Genomic DNA, 14,253 nt, shown 5'->3' on the forward strand with positions numbered 1-14,253 from the left:
GCACGCCGGTGCGGCAGGGTGGAGGCATGCCCGAACTGCCTGAGGTCGAAGCCCTGCGAGAGTTCCTCGACGCACACCTTGTGGGCCGGCAGATCACCCGCGTCATGCCGGTGGCCATCAGCGTGCTCAAGACGTACGACCCGCCACTCGGCGCCGTCGAGGGCGAGACCGTCACCGCCGTGGACCGGCACGGCAAATGGCTCGACATCACGGCGGGCGGCCTGCATCTGGTCACCCATCTCTCCCGGGCCGGATGGCTCCAGTGGAAGGACGAGTTCCCGGCCGCGCCGCCCCGGCCCGGCAAGGGACCGCTCGCCCTGCGCACCGTGCTGGCCGACGGCAGCGGCTTCGATCTGACCGAGGCGGGCACCACCAAGCGCCTCGCGGTGCATCTCGTGCACGACCCGGCCGAGGTGCCCGGTGTGGCGCGGCTCGGTCCCGATCCGCTCGCCGAGGACTTCGACCGGGCCGCGTTCGCCGCCGTACTGGCCGGTGAGCGGCGGCAGATCAAGGGGGCGCTGCGTGACCAGAGCCTGATCGCCGGGATCGGCAACGCGTACAGCGACGAGATCCTGCACGCGGCGAAGATGTCGCCGTTCAAGTCCGTCCAGAATCTCGGCGAGGCCGAGACGGATGTTCTCTACGAGGCGCTGCGCAGTACACTCGGCGATGCCGTGGAACGCTCGCGGGGGCTTGCGGCCGGGCGGCTCAAGTCGGAGAAGAAGAGCGGCCTGCGGGTCCACGGCCGCACCGGCGAGGCATGCCCCGTCTGCGGCGACACCATCCGCGAAGTGTCCTACAGCGACTCGTCGCTGCAGTACTGCCCCACCTGCCAGACCGGCGGCAAGCCGCTCGCCGACCGCAGGCTCTCCCGGCTGCTGAAGTAGCGCCCGCCTCCCCGTCGGTACCGCGGCCGGGTCACCCCCCGATCGACAGCAGTTTCTCCCCGTTGTCCGCCCGGACCTCCCAGCGGCCGATCTCCGCAGCGTGCAGGCCCGTGCTGCCCTCGATGTCCAGCGGTCCCTGATGCCCGGCGCCGCCCATCCCGAAGCCGCCCTTGGGCACCTGCCAGGTGAGCACGGGATGCTCCACCCCGTCCTTGCCGATCGCAACCAGCCGGCAGACGCGCGGCCCGGTGAGTCCCGTGAGCCGCATCGCGACCGACGTACCCGATCCCGCCTCCCGAAGAGCCACCGAAGCGCTGACCCCTGAGGCCGGATCGCTTGCCACGACACGTACCTCGGGCGGTACGTCGGGCAGCGGACCGGCGCCGCCCCGGAGGGCGACGACACCCACGGGCAGTGCGACGATCAGCGCGGCTGCCGCGGAGACGAGCCGCAGCCGCCGTCGCCGCTCGCGCCGGTGCTCGCACGCCACCGCATCGGTCAGCTGCGCCAGCAACCGGGGTGTGGGGCGGACATCGACCCGGCCCGGGCTGCCGAGCTGGGACAGGGCCGTCGCGACCGAGGTGAAGTCCGACAGCTGCACGGCGCACATGACACACCGGGAAACATGCTCCTCAAACAGGTACGCGTCGGCAGGTTCCAGGATGCCCAGCGCATAGGCGGCCACGTCATGGTGCCGCTGCTGCCGGTCCATGGGGGTTCCTCTATTCCTCGTGTTACGGGCGGTCACCCTGGAATACGCAGCAGGAAGGCCTTGCGCTCAACCGGTCGGCACGGTGTGAACGCGATCGCAAAGCCGTGCGTCGAACAGGCCATGGTCCCGGCCCTTGAGGCGCGCCTACACTCCGCACCATGCTGCGCGTACTGGCTGTGGACGACGAGAAACCGGCACTCGAGGAACTGCTCTATCTGCTGCGTTCCGACACCCGGATCAGCAGCGCGGAGGGGGCGACGGACGCCACCGAGGCGCTGCGCCGCATCGGCCGCGCACTGGACGCCGGCCCCGACGGCGACGACGCCATCGACGTCGTCTTCCTCGACATCCACATGCCCGGGCTCACCGGACTCGACGTCGCCCGGCTGCTCGCCGGGTTCGCCCGTCCGCCGCTGATCGTCTTCGTGACCGCGCACGAGGGGTTCGCCGTCCAGGCCTTCGACCTCAAGGCCGTGGACTATGTGCTCAAGCCGGTGCGCAGGGAGCGCCTGGCCGAAGCGGTACGCCGGGTACGCGACCTGCATCTCACCTCCCGCGAACCGCACCGCGCGGGCCCGGCTGCCACTGCTCCCGCCCCGTACACCGCACCGGCACACCCAACTCCCGGCCCGGCCCAGGGCGGCGAGCAGATAGCGGTGGAACTGGGCGGTGTCACCCGCTTCGTACCGATCGACCAGATCACCTATGCCGAGGCACAGGGCGACTACGCGAGGCTCCACACCGCCGACGGCAGCCACCTGGTCAGAATCCCGCTCTCCACCCTGGAGGAGCGCTGGGCATCCCGGGGCTTCGTACGCATCCATCGCAGCCATCTGGTCGCCCTCGGCCGCATCGACGAACTGCGCCTGGACGCCGGGGCCACCACCGTCCGGGTCGGCACGGCCGAGCTCGCCGTCAGCCGCCGGCACGCACGCCAGCTGCGCGAACTGCTGATGCGCCACGCCCGGGGCTGACCTGCCGGCACCGCGGCGACCGGCACCCACGACCGTTCGACCCCGTCGGAGCGCCGCTCGTCGCCCGGCCACGGCCGCCCGGCGACGCACGGCACCCGTCCGCCGAGACGGGCCCGGATCGGGCACGCGCCGCCGCACCGCGCGCCTAACCTTGATCGCGCCAGGGAGAAGGGTCCGGATGTCCGACATCGAAGCACTGCTGGACGAGCTGCGCAGCCTGCCGGCGACCCGGCCCACCGGTCCGGGCGAACTGCAGGCGCTGCTGACCGCAGCCAAGAGCGCCGCGGGCCGCTGGGCCGATGTGCTGTACGAGATCAGGGAGTCCGCCCAGGGGCTGGCCGGCCCACGCGCCGAAGCCGCCCTCGAGGTCGCCTTCCGCAGGGCCGAGGAGTCGTACGTGGAGCTGGAGATCGCCCTCGGCGACTGCGCCCGGCACACCACCGGCTGACCTGCCCGGCCCGGCGGGCGCGTGGCCGCACCGCCTGCCCACCGGTCTCTACCGCAGCCGATCCCACCTGCGTAGACTCCACTTCTCCCGAGGCCGCCGACAACGCTGGAGCGGACGACGATGTCTGCAGAGCAACCCCCACGCCGAGTGGTCGTCACCGGAGTGCCGCGCAGCGCCCGCCGGGCCCCCGGACACGCGCCGGCCCGCTCGGAGATCAGCGAGCAGACCACGCTCGGCGCCACCTATGTGCGCTCCCTGATGCGCAGCCAGCTGCGGGCCGCCCTGTGCGCTCTCGGGGCACTCGTGCTGGTCGTCGGATCGCTGCCGCTGCTCTTCGCGCTCCCGGCCGCACTCGGCGGCGGTGTCTCCTCACCGGCGCCGTTCATCTGGGCCGCGCTCGGCGTCGGGGTCTACCCCGTGATGTGGCTGACCGCCCGCTGGTACGTGCGCCGGGCCGAGCGCAACGAACGCGACTTCACCAGGCTGCTCGAAGGCCGCTGACCGTGCCGCCCGGGGAGCCCGTGTGAACCAGACCTACGCGGTGGCCGCCGTCACCGCCGTGGTGCTCGCCACCGTGCTCATCGGTGCGCTCGGCCTGCGCATATCCCGTACCACCTCCGACTTCTACGTCGCCTCCCGCACCGTGAAACCCGGCCTCAACGCCGCGGCGATCAGCGGCGAGTACCTGTCCGCCGCCTCCTTCCTCGGCATCGCCGGACTCGTCCTGCTCCAGGGCCCCGACATGCTCTGGTACCCCGTCGGTTACACCGCCGGATACCTCGTCCTGCTGGTCCTGGTCGCCGCCCCGCTGCGCCGCTCCGGGGCGTACACCCTCTCCGACTTCGCCGAGGCACGGCTGGAGTCCGCACATGTGCGCAGGCTTGCGAGCCTGTTCGTGGTCGGCATCGGCTGGCTGTATCTGCTGCCTCAGCTGCAGGGCGCCGGCCTGACGCTGGAGATCCTCACCGGCGCACCGGACTGGGTCGGCGGACTGGTCGTCGCGTTCGTCGTCACCGGGGCCGTCGCGGCGGGCGGCATGCGCAGCATCACCTTCGTCCAGGCCTTCCAGTACTGGCTCAAGCTCACCGCACTGCTGGTGCCCGCCCTGTTCCTCGTCGCCGTCTGGGCGGGCGACGACACTCCGCGGGCCCGCTTCGACGCACCCGCCGTCTTCCGCGAGCACACCGACGTACGCGTCGACGACACCGTCCGCATCGACCTCGACGAGCCGCTGACGCTCACGGTCACCGGCCGGGTCGACGGCACCCGTCACCAGGCGCAGCGGATCACCCTCGACCGGGGCACGCACCGCGTCGACGCCGGCACCGTGCTCGCCTTCCCGCAGGGCGCCCCGGTTCCCGAGCGGACCGCCGCATCGGGCGCGGACACCTTCAGATGGTCCCAGCCGCTGTCGGGCGGGCGGGACGGCTATCAGCTGTACGCGACGTACGGGCTGATCCTCGCCACCTTCCTCGGCACGATGGGGCTCCCGCATGTCGCCGTCCGCTTCTACACCAGCCCGAACGGACGTGCCGCACGCCGCACCACCCTCGTCGTCCTCTCGCTGATCGGCGCCTTCTATCTGCTGCCGCCGGTGTACGGCGCCCTCGGCCGGATCTACGCTCCCGAACTCACCCTCACCGGGGCCGCCGACGCCGCTGTCCTGGTGCTGCCCGAGCGGATGGTGGGCGGCCTCGCGGGCGATCTGCTCGGCGCGCTGCTCGCGGGCGGTGCCTTCGCCGCCTTCCTGTCCACGGCGTCCGGGCTGACCATGTCCGTGGCCGGTGTCATCACCCAGGACGTGCTGCCCTCGCGGGGCGTACGGCACTTCCGGCTCGCGACGGTGCTCGCCATGGCAGTCCCGTTCGCGCTCAGCGTCGTGGCGTCCCAGGTGCCGGTCGCCGACGCGGTCGGACTCGCGTTCGCCGTCTCGGCGTCGTCGTTCTGCCCGCTGCTCGTCCTCGGCATCTGGTGGCGCGGACTCACCCCGCCCGGTGCCGCTGCCGGTCTCGTGGTGGGCGGGGGAGCGGCACTGACCGCGGTGATGGCCACCAGGGCGGGGCTCGCGCCCGAGGGCTGGCCGCACACGCTGATGGCCTGGCCGGCCGTCTGGTCGGTGCCGCTCGGCTTCCTGACCATGGTGGCCGTGTCCCTGGCCACACCCCGTCACATACCGCCGGGCGCCGCCGCGATCCTCGCCCGGCTGCATCTGCCGGAGGACCTCGTCGGCAGGCCACCACACGAAGGAGCGCAGCGTTGACCGGCACGGGAGTGGCCGCGCTCGTCGCGGCGGGGGCGGTGCTGCTCGCCATCGGCATCGTGGTCGGCCGCATCACGGCGCGCCGCGGCGCGGGGCCCGACCTCGATCTCGGCACGCCCGTCGAAAGGGCCACCTTCCACACCCTGCACACCGCATCCCTCGCCGCGCCCCCGTTGCGGGCCGGGCTCACCGAGGACACCGCCCGCAAGGCCGCCCGGCGGCTGCGCTCGCTGCTCGGCACCGAGGCGCTCTGCCTCACCGACCGCGATTCCGTGCTCGCCTGGGACGGCCGCGGCGCCGACCATCACCGCGAGCAGGTCCTCGCGCGCGTCGCCGAGATGCTGGACTCCGGGCGCAGCCAGAGCCTGCACTCCGAGTGCGCGGACCTCGAGTGCCCGCTGCGCTGGGTCGTCATCGCCCCGCTCACCGGCGAGGAAGGAGTGCTCGGGGCGCTCGTCGCCTACGGCTCACGGGAGTCGGCCGTGCTGGTGCGGGCGGCCACCGAGGTGGCCCGCTGGGTGTCCGTACAGCTGGAGCTCGCCGAACTCGACCGCTCCCGCACCCGGCTGATCGAGGCCGAGATCCGTGCGCTGCGAGCCCAGATCTCCCCGCACTTCATCTTCAACTCACTCGCCGCCATCGCCTCGTTCGTCCGCACCGATCCCGAACGGGCCCGTGAACTGCTGCTGGAGTTCGCCGACTTCACGCGCTACTCGTTCCGGCGCCACGGCGAGTTCACCCATCTCGCCGACGAACTGCGCTCCATCGAGCAGTATCTGGCGCTGGCCGGCGCCCGGTTCGGCGACCGTCTCAAGGTGACCCTCCAGGTCGCGCCCGAAGTGCTGCCGGTGACACTGCCGTTCCTGTGTCTGCAGCCGCTCGTCGAGAACGCCGTCAAGCACGGCCTCGAGGACTCCAGGAACGAGTGCCGCGTCACGATCATGGCGCAGGACGCAGGCGCGGAGGCAATGGTGACCATCGAGGACGACGGCGTGGGCATGGACCCGGAGGTGCTGCGGGGCATCCTGGCAGGGGAGCGGACCTCCGCCTCGGGCATCGGCCTGTGCAATGTCGACGAGCGGCTGCGCCAGGTGTACGGGGACGGGCACGGCCTGGTGATCGAGACAGCCGTCGGCGCAGGCATGAAGATCACGATCCGGATCCCCAAGTACCGCGCGGGAGTGCATTCGTCGGCGGGCCCGCGGACGGGTACCTGACGGGCCGGGTGGCGGTCGGGAGCCTCAGTACAGATGAACGGCCAGATGGCCGAGCGGCAGACCCAGCTGCCAGGCCGGAGTCCACACCTGTACGGCCTCGTCGATACCGCACTCCAGCGGCTGGTGCGCGGCCTGCCAGGGCTCCAGGCCTCCGAGGTCGGCGGCGAGCAGCTCGGTGTCGCGCAGCCACCGCCAGGCATCGACGGCAAGGTCCCGATCGGGATCGTCACCATCATGCGTGGCTCTCGCCCCCAGCTGCGCCAGCACCCACTCCTGCCAGGGATGGCCGTAGGAGGTCAGGCCCAGCCAGTCCTCGATGCGGGCGGCCGAGTTCTCGGCGGAGAAGTCGTCCCTCGTCTCGCACAGATGAATGGTGAGCGCGAGCGTCTGCCGTCCGGCGCGGAACTCCAGCGAGCCGCTCTCCACCAGAGCGCTCGACCGCAGCATCTCGTCGGCGATGTACTCGGCGCACAGCCACGCCATGGGCACGGCGAGCCCGCCACCGCTGGTGCCATTCGTACTTTCGGGCTGCACCCGCACCACCCTCTCCCCTACACGTTGGTCCGCTTCGTCCGCGCCTCGACCACGAGCCTGTACCGACTGACACGGCTGGGGGCCCTTCTTTTCTCAACTTGAACGTGACGTTTCGCATATCGCCACGTCCGGTGCGGGGCCCCAGGGGGACGGGTCACCCGGCGGTGCGTCAGTGGCGCACGGGACGGGGCGCTCGGCTGTAGCCGGGCAGTCCGCGGGCGAGTGCGCGCAGGGCATAGTGCGACCGCGACTTGACGGTGCCCGGTGGTATCCCGAGCGCCTGCGCGGCCTCGTTCACGCTCAGCCCGTGGAAGTAGATCTGCACCAGCACGGCGCGGTGCTCGGCGCTGAGCGACTCCACGGCGGCGCGCACATCGAGCACGGCGACGGCGCTCTCGGTGGGGTCGCAGGGGTCGGCCGTGGTGGCGAGTACCCCGTCACCGATCTCCGTGGGGCGGGCCATGCGCGAGCGGCGGGCGTCGATCGCGAGCCGGCGGCCGACGGTGAACAGCCAGGGCCGCATCGACTCGTAGGGGGCGTCGAACGCCTCGGGGTGCTGCCAAGCCTTGACGAAGGTCTCCTGCAGCAGGTCCTCGGCACGCTGCTGGTCGCCGTAGGTCAGCCCCTGGAGAAAGTTCAGCAGGGCGGGGCCGTGCTCACGCTGCAGCTCCACCAGGGCCCGCTCGTCGGTCGTCGCGGTCGCCGTCGCCATTGCCAACACCCTTTCGCGCAGAGGTCGCTGCCACGTGGCGTATCCGAACGCATCCCGGCGCCCGGGGACAGGCGGCGTACAGCGGTCCTCGGCGAACGGTCGTACGGAGCGGTGAATGGTGCGGCGAACGGTCGGCCGGACCGGCGGCCGGACGGAGCGCACCGGTCCGCTCCGGTGACCGGCTCTGCTAAGGAACGACCGTCACCGGCCAGCGGCCGGCCTTCACGAGCCGCACGGCGACCGAACCGACGATCCGGTGCCCCGCCGACTGTGAGGCCCCGACCACCACGGCGTCCGCCTCCAGCTGGTCGGCCGCGGTGACCAGACCGCCGAACGGGTCACCGTGGAAAGTGTGGAACTCCCAGCGGACGTCCCAGATGCCCTTCACCCTTTCCGCCGCAGACCGGATCTCCGCCACCAGGCTCTCGGCGATCTCCCCGGTCGTGTCCGCCACCGGCGCCCCGAGCGCGGCGCCCGCGGGCAGCACCGGCTGCACGTACACGATGGCCAGCAGCGCGTTCTGCCGCCGCGCCAGCCCTCCCGCATACGCCGCGGCCCGCAGCGAGGAGTCGGATCCGTCGACGCCGACGACGATCACCTTGGGGCCGTCCGTACCGCGTTCGAAACGGTGAGGCGCGTGCTCGTTCACATGAACGAGGCTATCGGCTCCGACAGGCGGTCCGCCGAGGGTCTCCTTAGAGTGCAGACCATGAGTGTCACCGTGGCGCAGCGCACTCCCGCCCGCGGCAGCCTGGCTTCCAAGGTGCCCGGTGCGTTCGCGGTGTTCTTCGGGCTGCTGGGGGCGTTCTGTGTACTCCTCGCCCTCATCCCGCCGCTGCGGCTCCTGCTGCACCCCGTCGTCCTGTTCCTGGACCGTTTCGCCGTCCCGGTCAGCGCCAACCTCGCCTACGCCGTGTTCCTGCTGCTGCTCGCCGCCGCAGTCGGAGCCCGCAAGAGGGCCGCGTGGTGGCTCGTCGTCATCTATCTGGGGCTGCTGACGCTGTCCGATGTCCTGGTGCTCGCCATCGCCGCGGAATGGGGCTGGCTTCCCAACCTGGTGCTGTGTCTGCTCGCCGTCGCGGTCCTGATCTGGGCCCGTGGCGAGTTCTACGCCCGCAGCAGACGCGGCACGTTCCGCCGCGCCCTTGCCGTGCTGGTGCTGGGCCTGGCCACCGGGATCCTCGTCGGCTGGGCCCTCGTCGAGGTGTTCCCGGGCGGGCTGCCGCAGAGCCAGCGCCTGCTCTGGGCCGCCAACCGGGTCCTCGGCGGACTGGTGTCGGGCGACCAGTTCGACGGCAGGCCACCACGCTTCCTTTTCTTCCTGCTCGGACTGTTCGGCGCGCTCGCCCTGCTTGCCGCCGCCCACACCCTGCTGCGCTCCCAGCGTCTGGAAGCCGCACTCCACGGCGACGAGGAGGCCCGGCTCCGCGCCCTGCTCGGCGCCTACGGAGCCCAGGACTCGCTCGGCTACTTCGCCACCCGTCGTGACAAGGCCGTCGTCTTCTCACCCAGCGGCAAGGCCGCCGTCACCTACCGTGTCGAGGCGGGTGTCTGCCTGGCCAGCGGTGACCCGGTCGGTGAACGGGAGGCCTGGACGCCCGCCATCGACGCCTGGCTGGACCTCGCGCGCCGCTACGCCTGGGCCCCCGCGGTCATGGGCGCGTCGGAAGAGGGGGCCAAGGCCTACGCGCGGTCCGGACTCGGGGCGATCCAGCTCGGCGACGAGGCGATCCTCATCGTCGCCCGCTTCGACCTGGGCGGCCGGGACATGCGCGTGACCCGGCAGGCGGTGAACCGGGTCAAGCGGACCGGCGCGCACACCCGTGTCCGTCGCCACCGCACCCTGACCGACGAGGAGATGCAGCGCATCGTCGACCGGGCCGACGCCTGGCGGGACACCGAAGCCGAACGCGGCTTCTCCATGGCCCTCGACCGGCTCGGGGACCCGGCCGACGGAGACTGCCTGCTCGTCGAGGCCTTCGACGGCGACGGCGAACTGATCGCGCTGCTGTCGTTCGTGCCCTGGGGCGAGGACGGGATCTCCCTCGACCTGATGCGCCGCGACCCCGGGGCACCCAACGGGATCATGGAGTTCATGGTCGCGGAGCTGTGCGCCCATGTCGGCAAGATCGGCGTCCGCCGTATCTCCCTCAACTTCGCGGTCTTCCGCTCGGTCTTCGAGGAAGGCGCCCGCATCGGCGCCGGTCCCGTGCTGCGGCTGTGGCGCCGGATGCTGCTCTTCTTCTCCAGGTGGTGGCAGCTCGAGGCCCTGTACCGGTCCAACGTGAAGTACCAGCCCGAGTGGTATCCGCGCTTCCTGTGCTACGGCGACGCGGGCTCGCTCGCCCGCGTCGGACTCGCCTCCGGGATCGCCGAAGGCTTCGTCTCCGTACCGAGCCTGCGCACCATGTGGGGGAGAGGACGGTCCGGCAGACGGCCCGAGGGCGTGGTCCCACCCCTGTCCACAGAAGGACTGCCGTCCATCGACGCGCTCGGCCTGGCCGCGCCGGCGACGGCCGCCGGGGCGGGTCAGGAACGGCTCCCCGAGCAGGTACGCATCCGCCACGCCAAGATGGAGCGGCTGCGTGCCGCCGGCATCGATCCGTACCCCGTCGAGATCCCCCGGCGCACCCGTACCCTCGCCGAGATCAGCGCCGCGCACTCGGCGGACGCTCCCGGCAGCCGAAGCGGCGAACGGGTGACGGTCGCCGGACGGGTGATGGTCGTACGCGATTTCGGCGGCATCGTCTTCGCCCTGCTGCGCGACTGGTCGGGCGATCTGCAGCTGGTCCTCAGTCGCGACGCGGCCGGCGCCGGCGTGCTGGACGGCTTCACCTCCACCGTCGACTTCGGCGACCACATCACCGCCGACGGCGAGATCGGCGTCAGCGACCGGGGCGAGCTCTCCGTCTTCGTCACCGGTTGGCGGCTGACCGGCAAATGCCTGCGCCCGCTGCCCGACAAACGGCACGGGCTCGCCGACCCTGAGGCCCGCGTTCGGCAGCGCTATCTGGATCTCGTCGCCAGCCCCGACGCCCGCGACGTCGTGCGCCGCCGGTCCACCGCCGTTCAGGCACTGCGACAGGGCCTGCTGGACCGCGGTTTCCTCGAGGTCGAGACGCCGATGCTGCAACAGATCCACGGCGGAGCCAACGCCCGGCCCTTCACCACCCACATCAACGCCTACGACCTCGACCTGTATCTGCGCATCGCACCCGAGCTGTACCTCAAACGGCTGTGCGTGGGCGGCATGGAGAAGGTCTTCGAGATGGGCCGTACGTTCCGCAACGAGGGCGTGTCCTACAAGCACAACCCCGAGTTCACGATGCTCGAGGCCTACCAGGCCTTCGCCGACTACGACGAGATGCTCGAGCTCACCCGCGAGCTGATCCAGGGCGCGGCGACCGCCGCCTTCGGCTCTCAAGTCGCCCACAAGGCCGGTCCGGACGGCAAGCTCGTCGCCCACGACATCTCAGGCATCTGGCCGGTCAGGACGGTGTACGAGGCGATCTCCGAGGCGCTCGGCGAGGAGGTGGACGCCGACACCGGGGAACAGGCGCTGCGGACCCTGTGCGACCGTGCGGGCGTTCCGCACATCCCGGACGACACCCGCGGCGACATCGTCCTGGAGATGTACGAACGGCTGGTCGAGGAAAGGACGAAACTGCCCACGTTCTACAAGGACTTCCCGACCGACGTCTCCCCGCTCACCCGCCGGCACCGCCGTGACCCACGGCTGGCCGAACGCTGGGACCTGGTCGCGTTCGGTACGGAACTGGGCACGGCGTACTCGGAGTTGACCGACCCCGTGGAGCAACGGAGCCGGCTGACCGCGCAGTCGCTGCTCGCGGCCGGCGGCGACCCGGAAGCCATGGAGATCGACGAGGACTTCCTGACCGCCCTGGAGTACGCCATGCCGCCGACCGGGGGCCTGGGCATCGGCGTCGACCGGCTCGTCATGTTCCTCACAGGGCTGACCATCCGCGAGACCCTGCCCTTCCCGCTGGTCCGCGGCACCTGACCCGCGCCAGACCTGCCCGTCGTAGCAGACGTATCTCCGGTACGCATCCGATGTACGCGGCGCCACCATGTTCTTCGCGCAGCACTGCTCCCATCGGGTGGTTTCGCCGGCGCATCCGGTGTCGCTGTGCGGCGCACGGCGCTCATCGTGCGAGCAGTTGGCCATGAAAGAGGATCAACCGACTCCCGGCCGTCGCTCGGTGCTCCGTACGGCCGCATGTCTGGGTGCGGTCGCCACTGTCGGACTCATTGCTTCCGAGCAGGTGCGAAGGCCGGGAAAGGAACCGGTCCCGAGCCCGGCCCCGACTGCGGCGCCGGCGGCGGGGCCGACCGTGGCAGCGGGGCCACCGCACGGCCTGGCGCAGGCCGGGGTCCGCCCTCGCAAGGCCTCCGCCTACCGGCTTCAGCCCATGACGGGGTATGCCGCGCCGCCCGTGCTGCGCCGCGCGGCACCGCCCGTGCGCACATCGCCGTTCCTGAAGGTGGCGGATGTCGGACGGGCCTTGGTGCTCACCTTCGACGACGGGCCCGATCCGCGCTACACGCCCGCGATCCTGAAGACACTGCGCAAGCACGCAGTGCAGGCGATGTTCTTCGTGTGCGGTGAGATGGCCACCTACAACCGCGATCTGCTGCGCGAGATGGCCGACGACGGGCATGTGGTGGGCAATCACTCGTGGTCGCATCCGCGGATCCCCGACCTTCCGCCGTCCGGGATCCGCAGGGAGCTGGGCCGTACCAGCGAGGTGGTCGAGAGGACGCTGGGGGAGGCGCCGCTGTGGTATCGGGCTCCCTACGGCGCCTGGAACAGACTGTCCTTCGAGATCGGCGCCGAGCTCGGCATGGAGCCGCTCGGCTGGACGGTGGACAGCCACGACTGGACGGCGCGCGGCACCGCGACCATCGTGCGACGGGTACTGGACGGCGCCGCGCCGGGCGTGATCGTGCTCTCGCACGACGCCGGCGGCGAGCGGTCGCAGAGCGTCGCAGCGCTGCGCAGCTATCTGCCCGAGCTGCTGGTCGACGGATACCGGATCACGGTGCCGCGTCGCTGAACGCGGCGTCCGGCGCTGGGACCGAGCGCCGGACGCGGTGGCCCGGGAGCCGCGAAGGGACCGTGGGGCAGGGGCGAAGGGGGATCAGGGGATCAGGGCGAGGATGTGACGGTCCTGACCATCCGTGCGAAGACGACGACGTTGCCGTCGTAGCCGTCCGTCTGCGAGTAGCCGCCGCCGCAGGTGATGACCCGCAATTCGGGCTGGCCCGTGTCGCCGTACACCCGGGCCCCCGGGAAGTCGTTCTTGGAGAACACCTCGATGCCGTAGATCTCGAAGACGGCGACACGCCCGTCGGACCGGGACACCTCGATCTGCTGGCCGCGCTGGAGCGCACCGAGCCCGTAGAAGACGGCAGGACCCGTCTGGTTGTCGACATGTCCCACGATCACGGCGGTGCCGCGCTGTCCGGGCGAGATCCCGTTCTGGTACCAGCCCGCGAGGTTGGGTTCCTCCGGCGGCGGGGCGCCCACCCAGCCGTCCTGGTCCAGACCGACGTCCATGACCGGAGCGTCAACCTTGAGCGACGGGATCCGCACGCGCGCCGCGGGGGCGTACGGCAGCGGCTCCAGTGGTACGGGCAGAAACGTCTCCCCCTGGAAACGGCCGTTCAGGGTGGCGGCGTGGGCCGGCTGCGGCGGGCCGAGCGCGACGTCCACTCCGTTCTTCATCAGAGCGATTCCGCTGAGCATGACGAGAGCCAGGACGCCCCAGGGCGAGCGCTTCCTCGACTCCGAATCGCCTGTGTGGTGGCGCATGGTTCTCCCTTCGTACGCCTGTAGGCACGCTAAGCGCATGCTGCGAAGGCTGCGAGGAGGGAACGGCGAACGGGTGGTGGGGGCCACTCGGGGTGATCCATCCGGGTAATCGGAAGATAAAAAGTTCTGACGGTCTGTGACCTGCGACTCCATCAGATCGCTCGGCGTGTCGCCTCACCAGGGCGGACCAACGCCGAAATGCGACCGGTCAGCCCCCCAGTGAGTGTTCGTTATGGAAGGCGTACTCGTCGAATTTCCCGGAGCCCGGCTTTGGGGCGTCTTCCAGGAGGTTGAACGATGCGTGCCTATCGCGCTGTCGCGGCGACCGCGACCGCCTTCGCGGCAGTCGGGCTCTGCGCCCCGCTGGCCGCCGCGGGCGGTAGTCCCAGCGGCGGCCCCAGAAATGTCCGAGTCAGTCCATCTTCCGTCCACCAGGGCGGCATCCTGACCATCTCCGTCGACGGCTGCGAGCGGGGTGGCACGGTCAGGTCGAACGCTTTCCCGGACACCCACCTCTCCAGGGACTTCGACATCCGCCGGGACGAATTCGGGAACCTCGTCAACCCCGGGACCCTCGTCAACCCCGGAAACCTGGGCAGCCGCAGCGACTCCAAGGGCCGCGGGAACCTCGCCGACCGCGGAAGCTTCAACGACGCCGGGATCCCGGACGACGGAG

At 71.1% G+C, this 14,253-nt stretch carries 13 protein-coding genes and 1 pseudogene; 9 read left to right on the forward strand and 5 right to left on the reverse strand.

The genetic code is table 11. The features are described 5' to 3' along the window. The first annotated feature begins 26 nt into the window (after positions 1–26). Entirely contained in the window at positions 27–887 is an 861-nt protein-coding gene (locus ABZ208_RS02395) for a DNA-formamidopyrimidine glycosylase family protein (RefSeq protein WP_356907690.1), read from the forward strand. A gap of 31 nt (positions 888–918) precedes the next feature. Here the strand turns inward: ABZ208_RS02395 and ABZ208_RS02400 are convergent, their stop codons facing one another. Next, positions 919–1,599: a hypothetical protein gene (locus tag ABZ208_RS02400; protein WP_356907691.1), complete on the reverse strand. Its 681-nt coding sequence runs from the start codon at positions 1,597–1,599 to the stop codon at positions 919–921. Positions 1,600–1,757: 158 nt separating this feature from the next. Here ABZ208_RS02400 and ABZ208_RS02405 point away from each other — a divergent pair, with 158 nt between their 5' ends. From ABZ208_RS02405 to ABZ208_RS02425, 5 genes are all read left to right on the forward strand, one after another. Next, on the forward strand, positions 1,758–2,573 hold the full coding sequence (locus ABZ208_RS02405) for a response regulator transcription factor (RefSeq protein WP_356907692.1): 816 nt from the start codon (positions 1,758–1,760) through the stop codon (positions 2,571–2,573). Between the two features lie 178 nt (positions 2,574–2,751). Then, a complete protein-coding gene (locus ABZ208_RS02410; RefSeq protein WP_328393255.1) occupies positions 2,752–3,021 on the forward strand; it encodes a hypothetical protein in 270 nt (89 codons plus the stop codon). 120 nt (positions 3,022–3,141) lie between these two features. Next, positions 3,142–3,522: a hypothetical protein gene (locus tag ABZ208_RS02415; RefSeq protein ID WP_356907693.1), complete on the forward strand. Its 381-nt coding sequence runs from the start codon at positions 3,142–3,144 to the stop codon at positions 3,520–3,522. Positions 3,523–3,544: 22 nt separating this feature from the next. After that, complete coding sequence (locus ABZ208_RS02420) at positions 3,545–5,281, forward strand: cation acetate symporter (protein WP_356907694.1); 1,737 nt, start codon at positions 3,545–3,547, stop codon at positions 5,279–5,281. Beyond that, positions 5,278–6,498 carry a histidine kinase gene (locus ABZ208_RS02425; RefSeq protein ID WP_356907695.1) on the forward strand — a complete coding sequence of 407 codons (1,221 nt, stop codon included), beginning with the start codon at positions 5,278–5,280 and terminating at the stop codon, positions 6,496–6,498. The genes ABZ208_RS02420 and ABZ208_RS02425 overlap by 4 nt, the downstream gene beginning before the upstream one ends. Before the next feature lie 24 nt (positions 6,499–6,522). On the opposite strand, the gene ABZ208_RS02430 is transcribed toward ABZ208_RS02425, so the two are convergent. From ABZ208_RS02430 to ABZ208_RS02440, 3 genes are all read right to left on the reverse strand, one after another. Then, positions 6,523–7,032: a hypothetical protein gene (locus tag ABZ208_RS02430; RefSeq protein ID WP_356907696.1), complete on the reverse strand. Its 510-nt coding sequence runs from the start codon at positions 7,030–7,032 to the stop codon at positions 6,523–6,525. A gap of 169 nt (positions 7,033–7,201) precedes the next feature. Further along, a complete protein-coding gene (locus ABZ208_RS02435) occupies positions 7,202–7,744 on the reverse strand; it encodes a sigma-70 family RNA polymerase sigma factor (protein WP_356907697.1) in 543 nt (180 codons plus the stop codon). Between the two features lie 187 nt (positions 7,745–7,931). Next, the gene (locus tag ABZ208_RS02440) at positions 7,932–8,393 is read right to left on the reverse strand and encodes a universal stress protein (RefSeq protein WP_356907698.1); all 462 of its coding nucleotides are present in this window, start codon (positions 8,391–8,393) and stop codon (positions 7,932–7,934) included. Between the two features lie 60 nt (positions 8,394–8,453). Between ABZ208_RS02440 and lysX the strand changes: the two genes are divergently transcribed. Then, complete coding sequence (gene lysX, locus ABZ208_RS02445) at positions 8,454–11,765, forward strand: bifunctional lysylphosphatidylglycerol synthetase/lysine--tRNA ligase LysX (protein ID WP_356907699.1); 3,312 nt, start codon at positions 8,454–8,456, stop codon at positions 11,763–11,765. Between the two features lie 163 nt (positions 11,766–11,928). After that, a complete protein-coding gene (locus ABZ208_RS02450; protein WP_356907700.1) occupies positions 11,929–12,819 on the forward strand; it encodes a polysaccharide deacetylase family protein in 891 nt (296 codons plus the stop codon). Positions 12,820–12,911: 92 nt separating this feature from the next. Here ABZ208_RS02450 and ABZ208_RS02455 read toward each other — a convergent pair whose 3' ends face one another. Continuing rightward, positions 12,912–13,577, reverse strand: a complete 666-nt coding sequence (locus ABZ208_RS02455) for a class F sortase (protein ID WP_356907701.1) — start codon at positions 13,575–13,577, stop codon at positions 12,912–12,914. 297 nt (positions 13,578–13,874) lie between these two features. Between ABZ208_RS02455 and ABZ208_RS02460 the strand changes: the two are divergent. Then, positions 13,875–14,096 (forward strand): annotated as a pseudogene (locus ABZ208_RS02460) (hypothetical protein); the annotation flags it as partial. Positions 14,097–14,253: the final 157 nt, after the last annotated feature.

This window comes from Streptomyces sp. NPDC006208, from assembly GCF_040613775.1.
Lineage (GTDB): Bacteria > Actinomycetota > Actinomycetes > Streptomycetales > Streptomycetaceae > Streptomyces.

What these genes read in the sequence shown, in the direction of transcription:
- ABZ208_RS02410 (WP_328393255.1), top strand. Translation starts at nt 2,752, where the DNA reads ATGTCCGACATCGAAGCACTGCTGGACGAGCTGCGCAGCCTGCCGGCG.
- ABZ208_RS02450 (WP_356907700.1), top strand. Translation starts at nt 11,929, where the DNA reads ATGAAAGAGGATCAACCGACTCCCGGCCGTCGCTCGGTGCTCCGTACG.
- ABZ208_RS02400 (WP_356907691.1), bottom strand. Translation starts at nt 1,599, where the DNA reads ATGGACCGGCAGCAGCGGCACCATGACGTGGCCGCCTATGCGCTGGGC.
- ABZ208_RS02395 (WP_356907690.1), top strand. Translation starts at nt 27, where the DNA reads ATGCCCGAACTGCCTGAGGTCGAAGCCCTGCGAGAGTTCCTCGACGCA.
- lysX (WP_356907699.1), top strand. Translation starts at nt 8,454, where the DNA reads ATGAGTGTCACCGTGGCGCAGCGCACTCCCGCCCGCGGCAGCCTGGCT.
- ABZ208_RS02405 (WP_356907692.1), top strand. Translation starts at nt 1,758, where the DNA reads ATGCTGCGCGTACTGGCTGTGGACGACGAGAAACCGGCACTCGAGGAA.
- ABZ208_RS02415 (WP_356907693.1), top strand. Translation starts at nt 3,142, where the DNA reads ATGTCTGCAGAGCAACCCCCACGCCGAGTGGTCGTCACCGGAGTGCCG.
- ABZ208_RS02435 (WP_356907697.1), bottom strand. Translation starts at nt 7,744, where the DNA reads ATGGCGACGGCGACCGCGACGACCGACGAGCGGGCCCTGGTGGAGCTG.
- ABZ208_RS02455 (WP_356907701.1), bottom strand. Translation starts at nt 13,577, where the DNA reads ATGCGCCACCACACAGGCGATTCGGAGTCGAGGAAGCGCTCGCCCTGG.